Source organism: Streptomyces sp. NPDC059740 (assembly GCF_042733155.1).
In the GTDB taxonomy this organism is placed as follows: Bacteria; Actinomycetota; Actinomycetes; order Streptomycetales; family Streptomycetaceae; genus Streptomyces.
This window is the reverse complement of sequence record NZ_JBHWGP010000030.1, coordinates 28,980-49,420: the sequence shown is the minus strand read 5'-3', so window position 1 is coordinate 49,420 and position 20,441 is coordinate 28,980. Positions and strand designations below refer to the sequence as shown.

The window sequence follows — 20,441 nt, the reverse complement described above, 5'->3', positions numbered from 1 at the left end:
TTGGCGCCGGCGGGCGCCGTCCGTCCGTCAATTACTCCTGCATGTCGTGTCGGTCACGGTTCGTGCACCGGTTGCGAGGGGCGTTGTGAGGCACGTCACTCTTTGGTTTGATTTCAGGGCAGCCGGGCAGGCGCGCCGCCGGAACGAAGCGGTTGGATTTTTCAACTTTCCAGGCGTGAAGCGGTTGGAGGCCGCACGTTCCACGACCCGTCGAGCGGGGGTGGGCGGGTCGTTTCTCGTACAACCAGAGAGGTCTATGTGTCCAGGCTGCAAGCCGAGCATCTCTACAAAGTGTTCGGCAGACGACCCGAGGACGCGGTCCGCGAACTGGAGGCCGGCGCCGACCGGGACCAGCTGCGCGCCCAAGGGACGACTGCCGCGGTGATCGATGCGTCGTTCTCGGTGGACGAGGGCGAGATATTCGTCGTCATGGGTCTGTCGGGATCGGGAAAGTCCACGCTGCTGCGCATGCTCAACGGCCTGCTGGAGGCCACCGCCGGCAGCGTGAGGTTCGACGGACAGGACCTCACCTCCCTCACGCCGGGGGAACTGCGCAAGGTGCGCGCCGAGAACATATCCATGGTCTTCCAGCACTTCGCCCTCTTCCCGCACCGCAGTGTTCTGGAGAACGCCGCGTACGGGCTGGAGGTCCAGAACGTGCCGCGTGTTGAGCGGGAGCGGCGCGCGACCGAGGCCCTGGAACTGGCCGGGCTCAAGGGCTGGGAGAAGTCCTGGCCTGACGAGCTCTCCGGCGGCATGCAGCAGCGGGTGGGCCTGGCCCGCGCCCTGGCCACCAACGCCGACCTGCTGCTGATGGACGAGTCCTTCAGCGCCCTCGACCCGCTGATCCGCCGGGACATGCAGGACCAGCTGCTGGAGCTGCAGAAGACCCTGAAGAAGACGATCGTCTTCATCACCCACGACCTGAACGAGGCCATGCGCCTGGGCGACCGCATCGCCGTGATGCGCGACGGCCGGATCGTCCAGATCGGCACCGCCGAGGACATCCTGGTCACGCCCGCCAACGACTACGTCGCCTCCTTCACCCAGGACGTCGACCGCACCCGCGTGCTGACCGCCGGCGCCGTCATGGCCGACGCCGACACCGCGGTCGGGGACGGCACCGGGTTCGCCACCGCCGCGGAGCTGCTGGCCGCGGCCCCCGCGAAGGTGCCCGCCCACACGCCCGTCTACGAGCTCTTCGGACCGTGCTCGACCAGCCAGGTGCCGGTGGCGGTGGTCGACGCCGAGGGCACCCTGATCGGCGTGGTCCCGGCGGGCCGGCTGCTGGCCGTCGTCGGCGAACCCCAGCGGGGCCCGGACGACGTGATCACGACGAAGGCCCCGGAGGCCGAGGCGGAGGACGCCGCCGGCTCCGAGGGAGACAACGACGGCAAGGTGAACGCGCATGCCTAGGATTCAGCTCGGCTCCTGGGTCGACACGGTCGTCACCTGGCTGCAGCACCACGTCGCCTGGCTCTTCGACTTCATCTCCACCGTTCTCGGCGGCATGTACGACGGCATCCACGCCGTCCTCTCCGCCCCCGAACCCCTGCTGCTCGCCGGCATCCTCGCCGTCATCGCCTGGTGGCTGCGCGGCCTGCTGGCGGCGGTCCTCACCTTCCTCGGCTTCGCACTGATCGAGTCCATCGACCAGTGGGGCCCGACGATGGAGTCCCTGTCGCTGGTCCTGGTGGCCTGCATCATCACGGTGGTCGTCGCGGTGCCGCTCGGCATCTGGGCCGCCCGCAACCGCGGGGTCAGCGGCACGCTGCGCCCGGTGCTGGACCTGATGCAGACCATGCCGGCGATGGTGTACCTCATCCCCGGCATCCTCTTCTTCGGCATCGGCGTCACCCCCGGCATCGTCGCGACGATCATCTTCGCCATGCCGCCGGCCGTCCGCATGACCGAACTGGGCATCCGCCAGGTCGACGCCGAACTGGTCGAGGCCGCGGAGGCGTTCGGCACGCACCCGCGCCGGACCCTGCTCCGCGTCCAGTTGCCGCTGGCCCTGCCGACCATCATGGCCGGCATCAACCAGGTCATCATGCTCGCCCTGTCGATGGTCGTCATCGCGGGCATGGTCGGCGGTGGCGGTCTCGGCTCCTCCGTCTACAACGCGATCAGCTCCGTCGACGTGGCCCTCGGGTCCGAGGCGGGCCTCGCGGTCGTCATCCTCGCCATGTACCTGGACCGGATGACCGGCGCCCTCAACCAGCGCGTCTCGCCGCTCGGCCGGCGCGCGCTGGCCAAGGCCCAGGCGGCGCTCGACGGCTGGCGGTTCCTGCACTGGAAGCCGGCCACCTCGGTGGCCACCGTCGGCGTGGTCGTGCTGGCGCTCGTCGCCGGCGGCATGGGCCTGGCGGGCGGCGGTGACCAGAAGGCGTCCGCCAAGAGCATCGGCGACGGCCGGACCGTCAACATCGGCTACGTCAACTGGGACGAGGGCGTCGCGACCAGCTTCCTGTGGAAGGAGGTCCTGGAGCAGCGCGGTTTCAAGGTCAACGCCAAGGCGCTGGAGGCCGGCGCGCTGTACACCGGTGAGGCCCGCGGCGACATCGACGTCCAGACCAACTCCTGGCTGCCGGTCACCCACGCCGAGTACTGGAAGAAGTACAAGGACAAGCTCGACGACTACGGCGCCTGGTACGACAAGACCTCGCTGGAGGTCGCCGTCCCGTCCTACGTCAAGGACGTGAAGTCGCTGTCCGACCTCAAGGCCAGGAGCGGCGAGTTCGGCAACAAGGTCGTCGGCATCGAGCCCGGCGCCGGCGAGATGAAGCTCTACAAGGACAAGGTCGCCAAGGCCTACGGCCTGAGCGGCATGAAGCTGGTGGAGTCCTCCACCTCCTCGATGCTCGCCGAACTGGACCGCGCCTACAGCGCCAAGAAGCCCATCGCCGTGACCCTGTGGTCGCCGCACTGGGCGTACAGCAAGTACCACCTGACGAAGCTGAAGGACCCCAAGGGCGCCTTCGGCTCCGGCGACGGCATCCACACCCTGGCGCGCAAGGGCTTCGACAAGGACGAGCCCCAGGTCGCCCAGTGGATGAAGAAGTTCAAGCTGGACGAGAAGCAGCTCACCAGCCTGGAGAACGACATCCAGAAGGCCGGCAAGAACCACGAGCAGGACGGCGTGCGCGCCTGGCTCAAGGCCAACCCCGGCACGGTCGACAAGATGGCCCCGGCCGGCACCTCCTACGCCAAGGGCAAGGACGCCGGCGCCGCCCCGGTGCTGGGCTACCCCGCCTGGGACGAGGGCATCGCCACCTCCATGCTGTGGGAGGACGTGCTGCGCAAGCGCGGCTACGCCCCCAAGCTCAAGGAGCTCGACGTCGGCCCGATGTGGACCGGCATGTCGACCGGACAGGTCGACTTCGAGACCGACGGCTGGCTGCCGGTGGCGCAGAAGCAGTACTGGGACAAGTACAAGAACTCCCTGTCCAAGCTCGGCGCCTGGTACGACAAGACGTCCCTGGAGCTCGCGGTGCCGTCCTACGTCAAGGGCGTGAAGTCCATGGCGGACCTCGCCAAGCACAAGGACGAGTTCAAGGGCAAGATCATCGGGATCGAACCGGGCACCGGCGAGATGATGCGCCTGAAGTCCAAGGTGCTGCCCGCCTACGGCATGAAGGACTGGAAGGTCACCGCGGCCGGCACCAGCGCGATGCTCGCCGAACTCCAGCGCGCGTACGCGGCCAAGGAGCCCATCGCGGTCGTCCTGTGGTCCCCGCACTGGGCGTACAGCAAGTACCACCTCACCAAGCTCGCCGACCCCAAGGGCACCTGGGGCGCCAACAACCAGATTGTCTCCCTCGGGAACAAGAGCTTCCCCAAGAAGTACCCCGAGCTGGCGGGCTGGCTGAAGAACTGGCACATGGACGCGGACGAGCTCGGCAGCCTGGAGCAGGCCGTCCAGGAGGCCGGCACCGGCCACGAGCGGGACGGTGTCAGCAAGTGGGTCGACGCCCACCCCGGCATCGTCGACGAGATGGCACCGGTGAAGTGACCCCCGCGGTCTGACGCCACCACCTCAGGGCCCCGCCCGACCCCAGCGGTCGGACGGGGCCCGTCGCGTTCCCGCAGCCCGCCTGCCGCCCGCCACCGGCCGGGCGGCCTCGGCACCGGGGCGGGCCGGAGCCGACGCCACGGTCCGGGGCTCGTCCTGCGGCAGTTCCCTGCTGCACGACGCACGGCCCGAAGACCGCCGGGCCCGGCGCGTGCGAGGCGGCGGACCGCGCGGCCGGCGCGTCCGTCACCGGCGGGCCGCCGCCACCAGTCCCGCCATCACCCTGGTGTCGTCCCCGGCCTCCGGATGCCACTGCACGCCGAGCACGAACCCGTCTCCGCCCGCCGCCTCCACCGCCTCCACCGTGCCGTCCTGGGCACGCGCCGAGACCTGCAGGCCCGCACCCAGCACGGCCACGCACTGGTGGTGGTAGGTCGGCACGGTGACCGGCCCGCCGAGCAGCCGGTGCGTCAGGGTGCCCGTCAGCGGCGCCACCCGGTGGTGCGCGAACACCCCGGGCGGACCGGCGTGGCCGTCCCTGTGCTGGAGGAGCGTCCCGCCCCGGGCCACGTTCAGCAGCTGCATGCCCCGGCACACTCCGAGCAACGGCACCCCGCGGTGCAACGCCGCCCGGATCAGGGCGAGTTCCCAGGCATCGCGGGCAGGGGCCGGCGGTCCGGTCCGCGGCAGGCGCTCGGCACCGTAACGCGCCGGCTCGACATCGGGCCCGCCCGCCACCACCAGGGCGTCCAACCGCGCCACCACCTCCTCGGCCACGGCCTCCTCGTCCGGCGGCAGCATCACCGCCACACCGCCGGCCTCCCGCACCATCCGCGGATAGCCGGCCGGCAGCAGCGCGGCGGGCAGCGTCCACACCCCCCACCGCGCCTCGTCCTCCAGGTAGGTGGTGATGCCGACCAGCGGCTTGGGCACGACGGGCTCCGAAGCAGGGGGAGACGAGGGCGCTCCCAGGCTAGGCCGGAAGGGGAGGGGGCGCCACAGTGCGGGTGGGCGGGGGCGCGCCGGCGGCCGGCCCCACACGGGCCACCACCCGCCCCGCCCCCGGACGACCGCACCCTCCGCCCACCCGGCGGGCCCGTCGGCGACCCGTAGGCAGTCACTGACCCACGGTGTGCCGGACCAGGCCCGGTGCGGTGGTTCCGGGGGGTGTCGTGTGAGGGGCGGCACGGGGCGTGGATCACAGGGGAGGGGCGGTAGTAGGAGTCGGAGGCGTCCGGGCAGGGGCGGGACGCCCCGGTGGGGGTGCGGCTCCTAGGCGGCTTCGTAGGTCACATGGTTGCCGGGGGGTGGAGCCACTTCCCAACGTGGTGGTCGTACCGGGGAGCCGAGCGCCGGACGCGGGACGCAGACAGCGGCCCGTCGTCGATCCGCCGGCCCCGGCGCGGAGCACCAGGCCCGCGTCGCCGACTTCCCTTTTCGTCGGCCTCCCCACGAAGTCCCCCGATTGGAGAGGTACGCCATGGCTGCCACCACCGCCACCCGCTTCCGCAAGTACACGATCGCCGGCATCGCCACCGCCGGTGCCGCCGCTGCCGCCGCCACGCTGGCGCCGACCCCGGCCCACGCCGGCGAGCCCGCCAAGGGCCAGCAGACCGCGCCGGTCGTGGTCAGCGCCGCGCACGTGGCCAAGCAGGCGGACGCCACCGCGAAGCAGGCGACCACCACCGACCGCGTCGCCGCAATCGCGCAGGACGCCGGCCACAAGTACCCGGACAACCTGGACGGGTGGATCAAGCAGGCCCGCGACATCATGAAGCTCAAGGGCATCCCCGGCTCCTACGAGGGCATCCACCGCAACATCATCCGGGAGTCCGGCGGCAACCCCCTGGCCCAGAACAACTGGGACATCAACGCCCAGAAGGGCGTGCCATCCAAGGGCCTGCTCCAGGTGATCCAGCCGACCTTCGACACCTACCACGTCAAGGGCACCAAGGACTCGCTGACCGACCCCGTCGCCAACATCGTCGCCGCGTGCAACTACGCCGCCGACCGGTACGGCTCGATGGACAACGTCAACTCCGCCTACTGATCGCGCGGAACGACACCGCCGGACTGACGGCCGGCGCCGCACGAGCGAGTGGTGGGCGTGCCCCGGCGCGGGGGCGTCCGGAGGCACGGCAAGAGGACCCGGACCCGGAAGGGGGCCCGGGTCCTCTTCCGGGTCCGGTCCTCGCCCTGAGGCCACCACGGGCCCACCGGGGCACGGGCCCGCAGGGGAGCGCGGCGGCGGAGCGGCGGACGACGGGCCGACGGTCCGGCGAACCGGCGAACCGCCGGGCAAAGGTCCCCGGTCCGTCCATTTACCCCGCCGGGTCGAGGAACCCCCGCAACAGGGCCGCGGTGCCCCGGCAGTGCTCACGCATCACCGCGCGTGCCCGTTCCCCGTCGCCGGCCAGCACGGCGGCCACGACGGCGGTGTGCTGGGACTGGGCGTGCTCGAGGTTGCGCACCAGCAGCGGTATGCAGTCCAGGAGCTGGTTGAGGTCGGCGCGGACCGCCGCGTACCCGGCGGCCAGCGACGGGGAGCCGGAGAGCTCGGCCAGGGTCAGGTGGAAGAGGGTGTCGTGCCGCCGGTAGTCGGCGGGCGCCGCGTCCCCCGTCGCGGTGAGCGCCGCCCGAAGCCGCTCCCCGGCCGGGCCGCTCGGTCTCGCCGCCGCACAGAGCTCCGCCGCCCCCACCTCCAGCACCTCGCGGAAGCGCAGCACGTCCGCCAGGTCCAACCCCGCGACACGCCGGCGCAGCTCCGCCTCGCCGGGCGCCCCCGCCCCGCGGCCGGCCACGAACGTGCCGCCGTACCGGCCCCGCCGGCTGACCAGCAGGCCCTGGCTCCTGAGCACCTCCAGAGCCTCCCGCAACGTCATCCTGCTCACCCCCAGCAGCGACGCCAACTCGCGCTCCGGCGGGAGGCGTTCGCCCTCCGGGACGAGTCCCAGTCGCAGGACCCGGAGTATCTGCTCCAGGGCCTCCTCGAAACCGTTGCCGGCCCGCACCGGGCGCAGCGCCGGTGCCAGTCGCTCTGCGGCGTCGCCCATCAGGTCCCCTTCCCGTCAAAGGTCCGTACGTCTACCTTAGGAGTCCTCGCCGGACGCCCGTCCCGGTCACGCGGCCGCATCGGACGTTCGTACGGCGAGAACTCCTCAGGAGTCCGTACGCCATGGCGGCCGCAGTGGGCCGGAAACGGCGCGGGGCTCCGCAAGGACCGGGCAGCGGCGCCTGCGCGCGGTGACCGCCCGGTGTCCGCAGCGACAGGAGGCACCCCGTGGCACACCGTCCCGGCCCGCTCAGCGTGGAGACGCTGCGTGCGCTCGTCGCCGCCGGCGAGATCGACACCGTCGTCCTCGCCTTCACCGACATGCAGGGCCGCCTCCAGGGCAAGAGGTTCGCCGCCCGCTTCTTCCTCGACGAGGTCCTGGAGGGCGGGGCCGAGGGCTGCAACTACCTCCTCGCCGTCGACGTGGACCTCAACACCGTCGACGGCTACGCCATGTCGTCCTGGGAGCACGGCTACGGCGACTTCGCCCTGCACCCCGACACCGCCACGCTGCGCCGCGTCCCCTGGCACCCCGGCACCGCCCTGGTCACCGCCGACCTCGCCTGGCACGACGGCACCCCCGTCGCCGCCTCCCCGCGGCAGATACTGCGCCGGCAGCTCGACCGGCTGGCCGCGGCCGGACGGGAGCACGGCGGCAGCGCCTGGCACGCCTGGGCCGGCACCGAGCTGGAGTTCATGGTCTTCCACGACACCTACGAGGACGCCTGGTCACGCGGCTACCGGGACATGCGGCCGGCCAACCTCTACAACGTCGACTACTCCGTCCTGGGCACCGGCCGCGTCGAGCCGCTGCTGCGCCGCATCCGCAACGAGATGACGGCCGCCGGCATGACCGTGGAGTCCGCCAAGGGGGAGTGCAACCTCGGCCAGCACGAGATCGCCTTCCGCTACGACGAGGCGCTGACCACCTGCGACAACCACAGCGTCTACAAGACCGGCGCCAAGGAGATCGCCGCGCAGGAGGGCCGCTCGCTGACCTTCATGGCCAAGTACGACGAGCGGGAGGGCAACTCCTGCCACATCCACCTCTCGCTGCGGGACGAGGACGGCAGGCCGGTCCTCGCCGAGGACGCCGACCCCCACGGCATGTCCGAGGTCATGCGGCACTTCCTGGCGGGCCAGCTCGCCGCCCTGCGCGAACTCACCCTGCTGTACGCCCCCAACATCAACTCCTACAAGCGCTACCGGCCCGGCTCCTTCGCCCCGACCGCCGTGGCCTGGGGCCCGGACAACCGCACCTGCGCCCTGCGCGTGGTCGGCCACGGCCCCTCCCACCGCATGGAGAACCGGTTGCCCGGCGGCGACGTCAACCCCTACCTCGCCGTCGCAGGCATGATCGCCGCCGGGCTGCACGGCGTCGAGAACCGGCTGGAACTGCCCGAGCCCTGCACCGGCAACGCCTACGCCGGCGACGCGCCGCAGGTGCCGAGCAGCCTGCGGGAGGCCGCGGCCCTGTGGGAGGGCAGCCGGATCGCCCGTGCCGCCTTCGGCGACGAGGTGGTCGAGCACTACCTGCACGCGGCCCACGTCGAGCAGGAGGCGCACGACACGGCCGTCACCGACTGGGAACGGTTCCGGTCCTTCGAACGGATGTGAGCCCCGCCCGGCAGCCCCCGCCCCGCCCGGCAGCCCCCGCCCCCCGGCAGCCCCCGCTCCCCGGCAGCAGCCCGCGACCGACGGCCCCGACCGCCGGCACCCGGTCACCGACCGACCCCGCCACGGCAGACGCAGCCCCCGACCGAAGGACACCCGGTGCGCCACCCGACCGACCCCACCGCACTGCCGGACACCCTCACCGTCCTCAACCCCGCGACCGGCGAACACCTCGCCGACACCCCCGCCACCAGCGCCGAGGAGGTGGCGGCCGCGGTCTCCCGGGCCGCCCGCGCCCAACGCACCTGGGCGGCACTGGCCCCGGCCGAACGGGCCCGGCTGCTGCGCCGCTTCGCCTCCGTCGTCGAGGAGCACGGCGAGGAACTGGCCCGGCTGGAGGTCGCCGAGGCCGGCCACCCCCTCGGCAACGCCCGGTGGGAGGCCGGCAACGTGGCGGACCTCCTGCACTACGCGGCAGGCGGCGTGGAGCGGCTCACCGGCCGGCAGATCCCCGTCGCGGGCGGGCTCGACGTCACCTTCCTCGAACCCCTCGGCGTGGTCGGCGTCATCGCCCCGTGGAACTTCCCCATGCCGGTCGCCGCGTGGAGCACCGCCCCCGCGCTCGCCGCCGGCAACGCCGTCCTCCTCAAACCCGCCGAGGCCACGCCGCTGACAGCCCTGCGCCTGGCCGAACTCGCCCTCGACGCCGACCTGCCCGAACACCTCTTCCAGGTCCTCCCCGGCCACGGCCCGGTGACCGGGGAGGCGCTGGTGGACCACCCCGGCGTCGCGAAGATCGTGTTCACCGGATCGACCGAGGTCGGCCGGGCCGTCGCCGCACGCTGCGCGGCCACCACCAAACGACTCACCCTGGAACTCGGCGGCAAGAACCCCAACATCGTCTTCGCCGACGCCGACCTGGAGGCGGCGGCCGCCACCGCACCGGCGTCCTTCCTCGACAACACCGGCCAGGACTGCTGCGCACGCAGCCGCATCCTCGTCCAGGACACCGTGTACGACCGCTTCCTGGAGCTGCTCGAACCGGCGGTGCGGGCCTTCACGGCCGGCGACCCCCTCGACCCCGCCACGATGATGGGTCCGCTCGTCTCGGCCGCCCACCGCGAACGGGTCCGCTCCCACGTGCCCGAGGACGCCCCCGCCCTGTTCCGCGGCGAGGTGCCCGGCGGGCCGGGGTTCTGGTACCCGGCCACTGTCCTGGCGGGCGGGCCCGGGGACCCGCGGGACCTCACGGAGGTCTTCGGGCCGGTGGCGACGGTCCGCCGGTTCAGGGACGAGGAGGAGGCGGTCGCCCTCGCCAACGCCACCGACTACGGCCTCTCGGGTTCCCTGTGGACCCGTGACGTCGGACGGGCCCTGCGCGTCTCGCGAGCGGTCCAGGCCGGAAACCTCTCCGTCAACTCCCACAGCAGCGTGCGGTACTCGACGCCGTTCGGCGGCTTCAAGCAGTCCGGGCTCGGCCGCGAACTGGGCCCCGAGGCGCTCGCCGCCTTCACCGAGACCAAGAACGTCTTCGTCAGCACCGGCTGACATCCGGCAGCACCGACCGCCACCCCGACCGCAGTCCCGGCCGCCCCGCCGCGGCCCACCGCTCCCGACCACCGGCACCGGCCAGGAGGACCCCGTGACCGAACCCCAGACCGCCAGCCCACCCGTCTGCCGCCGCCTGGTGGACCGCACCGCCGTCGTCACCGGCGCCGGCAGCGGCATCGGCCTCGCCACCGCCCGGCGGCTGGCCTCCGAGGGCGCCCACGTGGTGTGCGCCGACATCGACGCGGCGGCCGGTGAAGCCGCGGCCGAGGAGGTCCGCGGCCTCTTCGTCCGCGTCGACGTCACCGACGGGGAACAGGTCGAGGCGCTCTTCCGCACCGCCCACGAGACCTACGGCAGCGTCGACGTGGCCTTCAACAACGCCGGCATCTCACCACCCGAGGACGACTCCATCCTCACCACCCCGCTCGACGCCTGGCGCCGGGTCCAGGAGGTCAACCTCACCTCCGTCTACCTGTGTTGCAAGGCCGCGCTGCCCTACATGCGCAGCCAGGGCCGCGGGTCGATCATCAACACCGCCTCCTTCGTGGCCGTGATGGGTGCGGCGACCTCCCAGATCAGCTACACCGCCTCCAAGGGCGGGGTGCTGGCCATGTCCCGCGAGCTGGGCGTGCAGTTCGCGCGGGAGGGCATCCGCGTCAACGCGCTCTGCCCGGGGCCGGTCAACACCCCGCTGCTCAAGGAGCTGTTCGCCAAGGACCCCGAACGTGCGGCGCGACGGCTGGTGCACGTGCCGGTGGGCAGGTTCGCCGAGCCGGAGGAGATCGCCGCCGCCGTCGCCTTCCTCGCCAGCGACGACTCCTCGTTCGTCAACGCCGCCGAGTTCCTCGTCGACGGCGGCATCGCCGGCGCCTACGTCACGCCCCTGTAGCGCTCACCGCACGCAGCCCGCGGGGCCGGCCGTGAGGTCCGAGGCCGGCCCGCCGCGGAGGGACCGGCCTCCCCCCGGGGAGGACCGGCTCTCACAGGAAGGCCATGCTCTCGCCCCGGTAGGTCGGCACGGCCTTCCCCTGGGAAGGACCGGCTCTCACAGGAAGGTCATGCTCTCGCCCCGGTAGGTCGGCACGGCCTTCCCCTGGGAAGGACCGGCTCTCACAGGAAGGTCATGCCCTCGCCCCGGTAGGTCGGCACGCTCTCCACCACCCGGTCGCCCCGCACCAGGTGCAGGCGGTCGAAGCGCTCGCACAGCTCGCCCGCCTTGGCATGCCGGAACCAGACCTTGTCGCCTATCAGCAGGTCGTCGGCGGCCGGACCCCGCAGCGGCGTCTGCACCTCGCCCGCCCCCTCCCGGCCGTCGTAGCGCAGCCCGGGGGGCAGGTACGGCACCGGCGACCGGTCGGGCCCCGCGACTCCCGAGGCCGGGTAACCGCCGCCCAGCACCGTCACCACGGACACCCCCGGGCGGCGCACCACCGGCTGGGCGAAGAGCGCCGCCGGGCGACCCGAGAACGACCGGAAGTCGTCGAAGAGGCGTGGCACGTACAGCCCCGAACCGGCGGCGATCTCCGTCACCGCCGCCTCCGCCGCGGTGTGCTGCACGCTGCCCGTGCCGCCGCCGTTGACGAACTCCAGATCCGGGGCGACGGCCCGCACCGCGTCCACCGCCTCGGCCCGGCGCCCCGCGAGCTCCCGGCGCGCCACCGCCTGCATCGCGCGGACCGTGCGGGAGAACACCGGCCGGCCCGCGACCGCGTCCCCCACGCCGGCGATGTGTCCCTCGTACGCCATGATCCCGACCAGCGCGAACCCCGGGCGGCGCACCACCGAACGGGCCAGCGTGGCCAGACCGGCCGGGCCGCGCACCGGCGACCGCAGCGGTCCGAACCGCACCCGGCCGCCCAACAGCCGCAGAGACGTGTCGAGTTCGAGACAGACGCGGACGCGCTCCCGGCCACCGGCCCGCGCCGCGTCGATGAGGTCGAGTTGCCGGACGTCGTCGACCATGACGGTGACCGTTGCCGCCAGCCGTGGATCGGCCGCCAGCTCCGCGTACCCGGCACGGTCGACCGACGGGTACGCCACCAGGACGTCCGTCACCCCTGCCCGCGCGAGCCACAGCGCCTCGCCGAGCGTGAAGGCCATGACACCGGCGAACCCCTCACGTGCCAGGACGCGTTCCAGCAGGGCGCGGCACCGCACCGACTTGCTGGCCACCCGAATCGGCTTGCCGCCGGCCCGGCGGACCAGGTCGGCGGCGTTGGCGTCGAAGGCCTCCAGGTCCACCACCGCCAGCGGGGCGTCCAGGTGGGCGGTGGCCCGTTCGAGACGGGCGTGGTCCAGGTGACGAGCGGGGTGCGGCTGCGACATGGCCGAAGACTGCCAGAGACGTCCGCAACCGGGTAGGGGCCGCCGGGCGTCGCAGTACGGGGTTGGAGCGCGGGTGCCCCCAGCCCTTAGAGTGGCCGCACGCCGCTGCCGCAGGTCAGGGGCGTCTTGTCCGAATACAACCAGCCTGCCCGGAATACTGTTCGACGGGGAGGGCCCCGGCATCGGCGGGGTGCGGGTCCGAACGGCGCTAGGGGGCGCGGGTGAGCACCGACGCGGACCGGACCGAGGCGCCCGGCGATCCCGAAACGCCGTCACGCCCCACCGCGACGCCCACCGTGCCGGAGCCGCGACGCGACCCCGCCGCCCTGCCCAGGAGCCCCGTGCCGGCCGGGCAGAGCGCCTCGGCCACCCCTCCGTCCCGCGCCAACCCCTTCCTGCCGCCGACCCGCGAGCCCGCGGTACCGGTCGAGGAACCCGAGGCCGTGGTGGAGGCGCCCGCCGTGCGCGCCGAGCCGGCAGCCGCCCCCGACCGGGACGCCGGCGCCCCGGTCGGCGAGCCCGCCTCCCACGCCGAGGCGCCCGCCGCCGTCGACGCGGCCCCCACCACCGTCGACGCGGCCCCCGCCGTCCCCCACGAGCAGACGGCCGCCGTCCCGCTCCGGCAGCCGACCACCGCCCAGGCGAAGCGGACCGCCGCCGCGCCGACCGAGCAGTCCGCGGCCGGACAGCCGAAGCCGCCTGTGGCTTCCGCCCCTGGGCGCACCGCCGCGCCGCCGAAGCCGCCTGCCGCCCCGTCCGCGCGCGCCACCGCTTCGCCGGAGTCGCCTGCGGCCTCCTCCGCGCGTCCCGCTGCCGCCCGGCCCCAGCCGCCTGCGGCATCCCTCGCCGCCGCGCCGGCGCAGCCGCCTGCCGCGCCCCGCGCACGTCCCGCTGCCCCCCAGCCGCAGCCGCCTGCCACGCCCCCCGCCGAGGAGGAACTGCCGCCTCCTGATGCCTCGACACGCCTGCCCGGGCCCGCGGTGACGCCCCCGCCGGCCCCACCGGCCGTCACCTCCGCGCCCGCCGCCGTCGCTCCGGGGACGGGAACCGCCGCGCCCGCCACCGCGCCTGCGGCGACGCGGGGCCCGGCCGCCCCCCCGGGCGACACCGTCCCGCCGGACGAGCCGACCGCGTACCTGCCCCGGCAGAAAGCCGCCGGACCCGCCGGACCCGCCGGACCCAGCGCCCCGGCCGGTTCCGTCGGAACGCCCGGTGACCACCCCACCGCCGGCATTCCGCGCCAGGCACCCGCACCGGCCGGGGCGGCGGCCGTGCGCCCTGCCACCGCGCCGGGCCGGGTACCGCCTCCTCCCGCGCAGACCCCGGCCGTTCCGCCGCGACCCGCCGCACCCCCGCGGGGGCCGCAGCCCGGCGGTGGCCTTCCGCCCCGCCCCGCCCAACCGCCGGCCACCGCAGCGCAACGGCCCGCCGAGCCCGTCGGCGAGGACGCCTTCCGCGACACGGCCGCCTTCCACCTCGCGCGAGCCGAGGCGCTCTGGCGCGAGGAGAGTTCCGGACCGTCCGACAGTGCCGCCGCCCCACCGCCGCCGCCCGAGGCCCCGCCGGCCGCCCCGGACCACGCCGCACCCCTGCCCGGAGCGGGACCACGGCCCGCCGCGGCGCGGACCCGGGGCCGCATCGGCCTGCCCACGCCCCGCCTCCGGCTCGGCCTGGCCCGCACCATGGTGGTCGGCGCCTGCATGGCGCTCGGGGTCGGCCTGCTGGGCGGGGCCGCGGCCGGCACCTGGCTCTCGGACGACGTGCGCCCGCCGTCGGTCGCGGCCTTCGAGCAGGGCCGCGGCCTCTGGCACGACGTCCCGGTGAACACCCTCTTCCCGCAGGTGCTCAAGGGCCCGGGCTCCGGGCCGGGCGGTGCCGACCGCGTCTACACGCGGATCGCCGTCGCCCGGGACTCCGGCTGCTCCGGCGCCTTCGACCCACTGCTGGCCAAGGCCCTCTCCGCAGTGGGCTGTTCCCGGCTGATACGCGCCACCTACACCGATGCCACCAGCAGCAGCCTCATCACCACCGGCGCCCTCTTCACCACCGTGGGCCCCCGGACGATGAAGACCCTCGCCGCCCGCTTCCGCGAGGAGAAGCTCACCAGCCGCACCGACATGCTGCCCCGCCCCTACGCCGCCGCCCACACCCCCGCCGAGCACTTCACGCCGAGTAGCAGGGCGAGTTGGAGCATCGACGTCATGACCGACCTGCCGGTGGTGGTCTTCGCCGTGTCCGGGTTCGCCGACGGCCGCGAGGTCCCCACCCCGCAGGCCGCCACGGAGGCCACCCGGGCCGGCGAGACCACCGCCCCCGCCGAGGCCGGCCTCGGCCACGACGCCCTGACCCTCGCCGACCTGACGGGCACCGGACTGCGCCGGGACGCACGGAAGGCGGCCGCGCAATGACAGGCGAGACCCCCTTCGTCCGGACGCGGACAGCGGCACCAGGACGGCCCGGACACGTACCGCGGAGCGAAGGGCGGAACCGGATGGACGAGGCGACACCCGCCACGGCGGCGGGCGGCAGCCGGCGCCTGAGCCGTCCGGGCCGCGCCGGGCACTGGCTGCGTGCCGCCGCCGTGACCGCCTCGGCAGCCGCGCTCGCCGTCGGCCCCGCCCTGAGCGCGCAGGCCGACGGCATCCGCGACCAGGAGTGGGCGGTCAAGGCCCTGCACCTCTCGCAGGCCTGGCGGACCACGAAGGGCAAGGGCGTCACCGTCGCCGTGCTGGACACCGGGGTCGACGCCGACAACCCCGACCTCGACGGCCAGGTGCTCGCCGACAAGGACCTCGTCGGCTTCGGGGCACGGCCCGGTGACCCGGCCTGGGCCAGCCACGGCACCGCCATGGCCGGTCTCATCGCCGGCCACGGCCACGGCTCGGGCCACCAGGACGGCGTCGTCGGGGTGGCACCGCAGGCGAAGATCCTGCCGGTCCGCGTCATCCTGGAGGACGACGACCCCGCCCGCGAGAGGGCCCGCACCGAGCGGGGCGGGGCGCTCGCCGACGGCATCCGCTACGCCGTCGACCACGGAGCCGACGTCATCAACCTCTCGCTGGGCGACGACAGCAAGTCCGCCCACCCCGAACCGCGCGAGGACGACGCCGTGCAGTACGCACTGGGCAAGGGCGTGCCCGTGGTGGCCTCCGCCGGCAACGGCGGCGACCAGGGAAGCCACGTCTCCTACCCCGCCGCCTACCCCGGCGTCATCGCGGTGACGGCGGTGGACCGCTTCGGCCTGCGGGCCCACTTCTCCACCCGCCACTGGTACGCCACGCTGTGCGCCCCCGGGGTCCAGGTGCTCATGCCCAACCCCAACGGCCGCTACTACGAGGGCTGGGGCACCTCGCCCGCCGCCGCCTTCGTCTCCGGCACCGTCGCCCTGCTGCGCGCCGCCCACCCCGGACTCAGCCCCGCGCAGATCCGGCAGCTGCTCACCGACACCGCGCAGGACCCGCCGAAGGGCGGCCGCAACGACGACCTGGGCGCCGGGCTCGTCGACCCGGCCGCCGCCCTGAAGGCCGCGGCACACCTCACCCCCGCGGCGGAGAAGCCGTCCCCCGCCGCCTACCGGGCAGCGCACTTCGGGCCCGGCCCGCAGGACGACGACACCGACGACGGGCCGGGGTGGCTGGTGTGGACCTCGACCGCACTCGGCGCGGCCTTCGTCGCCGCGGCGGTGGCCCTGTGGCGGCGCTGGCGCCCCGCGGACTGAGCACAGCACCGGCAGCCCTGGGCGCGGCGCCGGCCGCCCCGCCCGGTAGGGTCCCGACGTGGCCACCAAGAACATCCCGGACCCCGGCTTCTCCGACGACGACGGCACCGCCGACCCCGAGCTGACGGCGGCCCTGGACGCCTGGTCCCGGGACCAGGCGGCCGAACCCCGGGTCCTGGCCGCCCTGCGGGACGCCCGGCTGCTGGTGCCCGTGGTCGCCGTGCTGGGGGAGAGCGAGCAGGGCCCCGACGGTCTCACCCGCGAGAAGACCAGCGACATGGCCGTCCCCACCCTCCAGGCCCCCGACGGCCGGCGCGCCCTGCCCGCCTTCACCTCGCTCGATACCCTGGCGCGCTGGCGGGCCGACGCCCGCCCGGTGGCCGTGCCGCTGCGCCAGGCGCTGGAGGCGGTCGCCCACGAGGGCGCCGACACCCTCGTCCTGGACCTGGCCGGACCGGTCACCTTCCCCGTCACCGGGGCAGCGCTGCGCGCCCTGGCCGAGGGACGGACCACCGGTGACCCGCTGGCCGACCCCGCCGTCCAGACGGCCCTGCGCCAGGTGCTGGCCGCCGACCCCGCCGTGCGGGCCGCCCACCTGCTGCCCGCCGCGGCCACCGACGGCACGCTGGCCGTGGCGCTCGACCTGTCCGTCGAGCCGCAGGAGGCCGCCGGCCGGCTGGCCCGCGCCGTGGCCGAGGACGAGACCCTGCGCGCCCGGCTCGTCCGCGGGCTCGACCTCGCCCTGCTCCCGCCGGACGCGGGCACCGACCGGACCCCCTTCTTCCACCGCTGACGCCCCGGCCGCCACCCGCCGCGCCCGGCCGCCGCCCCCGGACGGCCGATGCCCCGCACGCTCCCGGCCCGCCTCGCTGACCTGCCCCGTCGCGCCCCGCGCCGGGGAGCGCCGCCGCGCGGTGACGCGTCGACCCGCACACAATGCGAGGACGGCACGTCGAGCGAGGAGGCACGGATGAAGACCACATGGCGACCCGTGGAGTCCACGGCGACCCGGGCGGTGGTGGCCGAGTTCCTCGGGACGCTGATCCTCATCTTCGTCGCCGTCGGCACGGCCGTGCTGGCGGGCGAGTTCATCGGCACCTTCGGCATCGCCCTGACCTTCGGCTTCACCCTGCTGGTCCTGGCCTACGCCATCGGGCCCATCTCCGGCTCGCACGTGAACCCGGCGATCACCCTGGGCATGCTGCTGGCGAAACGGATCAGCCCCCGCACCGCCCTGGAGTACTGGGTCGCGCAGATCCTCGGCGCCATCGTGGGCGCCGCCCTGCTCTACCTGCTGGCCAAGCAGGTGCCCGGACTGCGCACCGACGGGGCGTTCGGCACCAACGGGTTCGCCGACCGCTCGGCGGTCCACCTCGGGCTCGGCGGCGCCTTCCTCACCGAGATCGTGCTGACCTTCTTCGTGGTCTGGGTGGTCCTCGCGATGACCCACAAGGTCGCGGTGACCGGCTTCGACGGCCTTGCGATCGGCCTGTCCTTCGCCGCCGTCCACCTGGTCGGCATCCCGCTCACCGGCATGTCGGTCAACCCGGCCCGAAGCCTGGGCCCCGCCCTGTTCGCCGGCGGTCAGGCGCTCTCCCAGGTGTGGGTCTTCCTCGTCGCCCCCATGGTCGGCGGCGCCGTCGCGGCCCTCGTCCACCCGCTGACCCACCCGCCGATGGAACCGACCACGGTCGCCGACGAGCAGGCCGCCGCCTGAAGGCGCCGAGGACCGCGGGCCCCACCGAAACGCGCGCAGCGCCCGCCTCCGATCGAGCGGAGGCGGGCGCTGCGTGCTGCGGGCCGGGTCAGCCGTAGACCGGGCCGGTGTACTTCTCGCCCGGCCCCTGTCCCGGCTCGTCGGGGACGACGGACGCCTCGCGGAAGGCGAGCTGCAGCGACTTCAGGCCGTCCCGCAGCGGGGCGGCGTGGTAGCTGCCGATCTCGGTGGCACTGGCGGTCACGAGGCCGGCGAGCGCCTGGATGAGCTTGCGCGCCTCGTCCAGGTCCTTGTGCTGCTCGCCCTCCTCGGAGAGGCCGAGGTTGACGGCCGCGGAGCTCATCAGGTGTACGGCGACGGTGGTGATGACCTCGACGGCCGGCACCTCGGCGATGTCGCGCGCCAACGCTTCGGGGTCGGTGTTCTGGGGGGCGGGGGAGGTGGGCTCGCTCATCAACTTCTCGCATCGGTGGGCCGGGATCTGCGCTCAGCGTAGAGGAGGGCCGGTGACCGGCCCGCGGCGCCGGTACCGATGCGGGCCGGGCGCCGCACCGCCGGGTCTTTGGTACTCTGGAGTCCGACCGGCCGGACACCTGTGTGTGCTCGGCCCACAAGTGGAGGCTCCGATCTCCCACCCGCACCGGCCTCACGGTCGGCGGGTCACGGTCAGGCTGCGCCCCGCGGTTGACGCGGTGGTGCTCCCGAGCCATCGAGGAGCCCCGCCTGTGTCCCGTCCGGGGCATTTTTCATGAACCGGTGCGGTTAGGTCACACGTCAAGACGTTGTGCGGCAGTCCGCCAGACTGTCGCGTGGTGCTAACCGAGGAGGATCCATCAGCGCCGAGCCCCGCATCAACGACCGGATTCGTGTCCCTGAGGTGCGACTCGTCGGTCCCAGTGGTGAGCAGGTCGGCATCGTGCCGCTTGCCAAGGCACTGGAGCTTGCGCAGGAGTACGACCTCGACTTGGTCGAGGTGGCCGCGACGGCCCGTCCGCCGGTCTGCAAGCTCATGGACTACGGGAAGTTCAAGTACGAGTCGGCCATGAAGGCCCGTGAGGCGCGCAAGAACCAGGCGCACACGGTCATCAAGGAGATGAAGCTCCGGCCGAAGATCGATCCGCACGACTACGACACCAAGAAGGGTCACGTCGTCCGGTTCCTCAAGCAGGGTGACAAGGTCAAGATCACGATCATGTTCCGTGGTCGCGAGCAGTCCCGCCCGGAGCTCGGATTCCGGCTGCTGCAGCGGCTCGCGGAGGACGTCCAGGACCTCGGTTTCGTGGAGTCGAACCCGAAGCAGGACGGCCGCAACATGATCATGGTCCTCGGTCCGCACAAGAAGAAGACCGAAGCGATGGCCGAGGCCCGCGAGGCCCAGGCGGCTCGCAAGCGCGGCGCCGCTGACGACGAGGCCGGTTCCGTCGAGGAGCCCGCTGAGGAGCCCGCCGAGGCGTGACGACGGTGGTCGGGGTGTGAGCCCCGCGCCGCCGGCGGTGCACCAGGGCACCGTCCGTGAGGTCACGGGACCGCACGGACACCACCGACAACACCGAGGCACCACCGTGTGCCGGCCCAGGCCGGCGGGGGTGCCACCGACGAGGAGAGTACGGCGCGATGCCGAAGAACAAGACGCACAGCGGTGCCAGCAAGCGCTTCAAGGTCACTGGCTCCGGCAAGGTCCTGCGCGAGCGCGCGGGCAAGCGCCACCTGCTCGAGCACAAGTCGTCCCGCGTGACGCGTCGCCTCACCGGCAACGCCGAGATGGCCCCGGGCGACACCGCGAAGATCAAGAAGCTTCTCGGCAAGTGAGCCGGCGTCCCGCCCTTCCGCGGGATCGCCGCAGCACCCTCCGGGACCTGATTCGAACCGGGCCGTGTGAGGACCACCACGGCCCCGCTACAAGGAGTTAACAAGTGGCACGCGTCAAGCGGGCAGTCAACGCTCACAAGAAGCGCCGGGCGATCCTCGAGCAGGCCAGCGGCTACCGCGGCCAGCGCTCTCGCCTGTACCGCAAGGCGAAGGAGCAGGTCACCCACTCCCTCGTCTACAACTACAACGACCGCAAGAAGCGCAAGGGCGACTTCCGCCAGCTCTGGATCCAGCGGATCAACGCCGCCGCCCGTGCGAACGGCATGACCTACAACCGCTTCATCCAGGGTCTGAAGGCCGCCAACATCGAGGTCGACCGCAAGATCCTCGCCGAGCTCGCGGTCAACGACGCCGGCGCCTTCGCCGCGCTCGTCGAGGCGGCCCAGAAGGCGCTGCCGAGCGACGTCAACGCCCCCAAGGCCGCCTGACGACGCCCTTGACCGGCCCGCCGGCGCACGCCGCCGGCTCCGGCACCACCCGCGGGGCCCAAGGCCCCGCCCGGGGGGGGCCGGCGGTGAGGGCCTGCCCCGCGCCCCCCCCCCCCCCCCCCCCGGCCCCCCCCCCCCCCCCACGTGTCGGCGGG

At 73.8% G+C, this 20,441-nt stretch carries 17 protein-coding genes; 13 read left to right on the top strand and 4 right to left on the bottom strand.

What is annotated here, in order from left to right; translation table 11 throughout:
- The first annotated feature begins 258 nt into the window (after window positions 1-258).
- Both ACFV3R_RS26720 and ACFV3R_RS26715 read left to right on the top strand, forming a co-directional pair.
- The gene (locus ACFV3R_RS26720) at window positions 259-1,416 is read left to right on the top strand and encodes a glycine betaine/L-proline ABC transporter ATP-binding protein (protein ID WP_385588290.1); all 1,158 of its coding nucleotides are present in this window, start codon (window positions 259-261) and stop codon (window positions 1,414-1,416) included.
- Window positions 1,409-4,012 (top strand): ABC transporter permease/substrate binding protein, encoded by a 2,604-nt coding sequence (locus ACFV3R_RS26715; RefSeq protein ID WP_385588287.1) that lies wholly within the window; start codon window positions 1,409-1,411, stop codon window positions 4,010-4,012. The genes ACFV3R_RS26720 and ACFV3R_RS26715 overlap by 8 nt, the downstream gene beginning before the upstream one ends.
- Window positions 4,013-4,258: 246 nt before the next feature.
- Here the strand turns inward: ACFV3R_RS26715 and ACFV3R_RS26710 are convergent, their stop codons facing one another.
- Window positions 4,259-4,945 (bottom strand): gamma-glutamyl-gamma-aminobutyrate hydrolase family protein, encoded by a 687-nt coding sequence (locus ACFV3R_RS26710; protein WP_385588284.1) that lies wholly within the window; start codon window positions 4,943-4,945, stop codon window positions 4,259-4,261.
- A gap of 547 nt (window positions 4,946-5,492) precedes the next feature.
- Here ACFV3R_RS26710 and ACFV3R_RS26705 point away from each other — a divergent pair.
- On the top strand, window positions 5,493-6,062 hold the full coding sequence (locus ACFV3R_RS26705; RefSeq protein ID WP_385588281.1) for a transglycosylase SLT domain-containing protein: 570 nt from the start codon (window positions 5,493-5,495) through the stop codon (window positions 6,060-6,062).
- 271 nt (window positions 6,063-6,333) lie between these two features.
- Here ACFV3R_RS26705 and ACFV3R_RS26700 read toward each other — a convergent pair whose 3' ends face one another.
- Entirely contained in the window at window positions 6,334-7,065 is a 732-nt protein-coding gene (locus ACFV3R_RS26700; RefSeq protein WP_385588278.1) for a FadR/GntR family transcriptional regulator, read from the bottom strand.
- 227 nt (window positions 7,066-7,292) lie between these two features.
- On the opposite strand from ACFV3R_RS26700, the gene ACFV3R_RS26695 reads away from it, so the two are divergent.
- The 3 genes from ACFV3R_RS26695 to ACFV3R_RS26685 all read left to right on the top strand — a co-directional run bounded on the left by ACFV3R_RS26695 (window position 7,293) and on the right by ACFV3R_RS26685 (window position 11,118).
- Entirely contained in the window at window positions 7,293-8,681 is a 1,389-nt protein-coding gene (locus tag ACFV3R_RS26695; RefSeq protein ID WP_385588275.1) for a glutamine synthetase family protein, read from the top strand.
- A 156-nt stretch (window positions 8,682-8,837) separates the two neighbouring features.
- Window positions 8,838-10,226, top strand: coding sequence for an aldehyde dehydrogenase family protein (locus ACFV3R_RS26690; RefSeq protein ID WP_385588271.1), 1,389 nt, complete (start codon window positions 8,838-8,840; stop codon window positions 10,224-10,226).
- Window positions 10,227-10,320: 94 nt separating this feature from the next.
- Entirely contained in the window at window positions 10,321-11,118 is a 798-nt protein-coding gene (locus tag ACFV3R_RS26685) for a 3-oxoacyl-ACP reductase (RefSeq protein WP_385588268.1), read from the top strand.
- Window positions 11,119-11,339: 221 nt separating this feature from the next.
- Here the strand turns inward: ACFV3R_RS26685 and ACFV3R_RS26680 are convergent, their stop codons facing one another.
- A complete protein-coding gene (locus ACFV3R_RS26680) occupies window positions 11,340-12,554 on the bottom strand; it encodes an amino acid deaminase/aldolase (RefSeq protein ID WP_385588265.1) in 1,215 nt (404 codons plus the stop codon).
- Window positions 12,555-12,775: 221 nt separating this feature from the next.
- On the opposite strand from ACFV3R_RS26680, the gene ACFV3R_RS26675 reads away from it, so the two are divergent.
- The 4 genes from ACFV3R_RS26675 (at window position 12,776) to ACFV3R_RS26660 (ending at window position 17,989) form a co-directional block, all read left to right on the top strand.
- Window positions 12,776-14,962, top strand: coding sequence for a hypothetical protein (locus ACFV3R_RS26675; RefSeq protein ID WP_385588262.1), 2,187 nt, complete (start codon window positions 12,776-12,778; stop codon window positions 14,960-14,962).
- A gap of 83 nt (window positions 14,963-15,045) precedes the next feature.
- Window positions 15,046-16,272, top strand: coding sequence for a type VII secretion-associated serine protease mycosin (gene mycP, locus ACFV3R_RS26670; RefSeq protein WP_385588259.1), 1,227 nt, complete (start codon window positions 15,046-15,048; stop codon window positions 16,270-16,272).
- Window positions 16,273-16,330: 58 nt separating this feature from the next.
- Window positions 16,331-17,065, top strand: a complete 735-nt coding sequence (locus ACFV3R_RS26665; protein WP_385588256.1) for an SseB family protein — start codon at window positions 16,331-16,333, stop codon at window positions 17,063-17,065.
- A 177-nt stretch (window positions 17,066-17,242) separates the two neighbouring features.
- A complete protein-coding gene (locus ACFV3R_RS26660) occupies window positions 17,243-17,989 on the top strand; it encodes an MIP family channel protein (protein WP_385588253.1) in 747 nt (248 codons plus the stop codon).
- An 88-nt stretch (window positions 17,990-18,077) separates the two neighbouring features.
- Here the strand turns inward: ACFV3R_RS26660 and ACFV3R_RS26655 are convergent, their stop codons facing one another.
- Window positions 18,078-18,443, bottom strand: coding sequence for a DUF1844 domain-containing protein (locus tag ACFV3R_RS26655; protein ID WP_385588250.1), 366 nt, complete (start codon window positions 18,441-18,443; stop codon window positions 18,078-18,080).
- A 378-nt stretch (window positions 18,444-18,821) separates the two neighbouring features.
- Here ACFV3R_RS26655 and infC point away from each other — a divergent pair, with 378 nt between their 5' ends.
- The 3 genes from infC (at window position 18,822) to rplT (ending at window position 20,286) form a co-directional block, all read left to right on the top strand.
- Window positions 18,822-19,445 (top strand): translation initiation factor IF-3, encoded by a 624-nt coding sequence (gene infC, locus ACFV3R_RS26650; protein WP_385588397.1) that lies wholly within the window; start codon window positions 18,822-18,824, stop codon window positions 19,443-19,445.
- 158 nt (window positions 19,446-19,603) lie between these two features.
- The gene (gene rpmI, locus ACFV3R_RS26645; RefSeq protein WP_046726698.1) at window positions 19,604-19,798 is read left to right on the top strand and encodes a 50S ribosomal protein L35; all 195 of its coding nucleotides are present in this window, start codon (window positions 19,604-19,606) and stop codon (window positions 19,796-19,798) included.
- Between the two features lie 104 nt (window positions 19,799-19,902).
- The gene (gene rplT, locus ACFV3R_RS26640; protein ID WP_365455709.1) at window positions 19,903-20,286 is read left to right on the top strand and encodes a 50S ribosomal protein L20; all 384 of its coding nucleotides are present in this window, start codon (window positions 19,903-19,905) and stop codon (window positions 20,284-20,286) included.
- Window positions 20,287-20,441 lie beyond the last annotated feature (155 nt).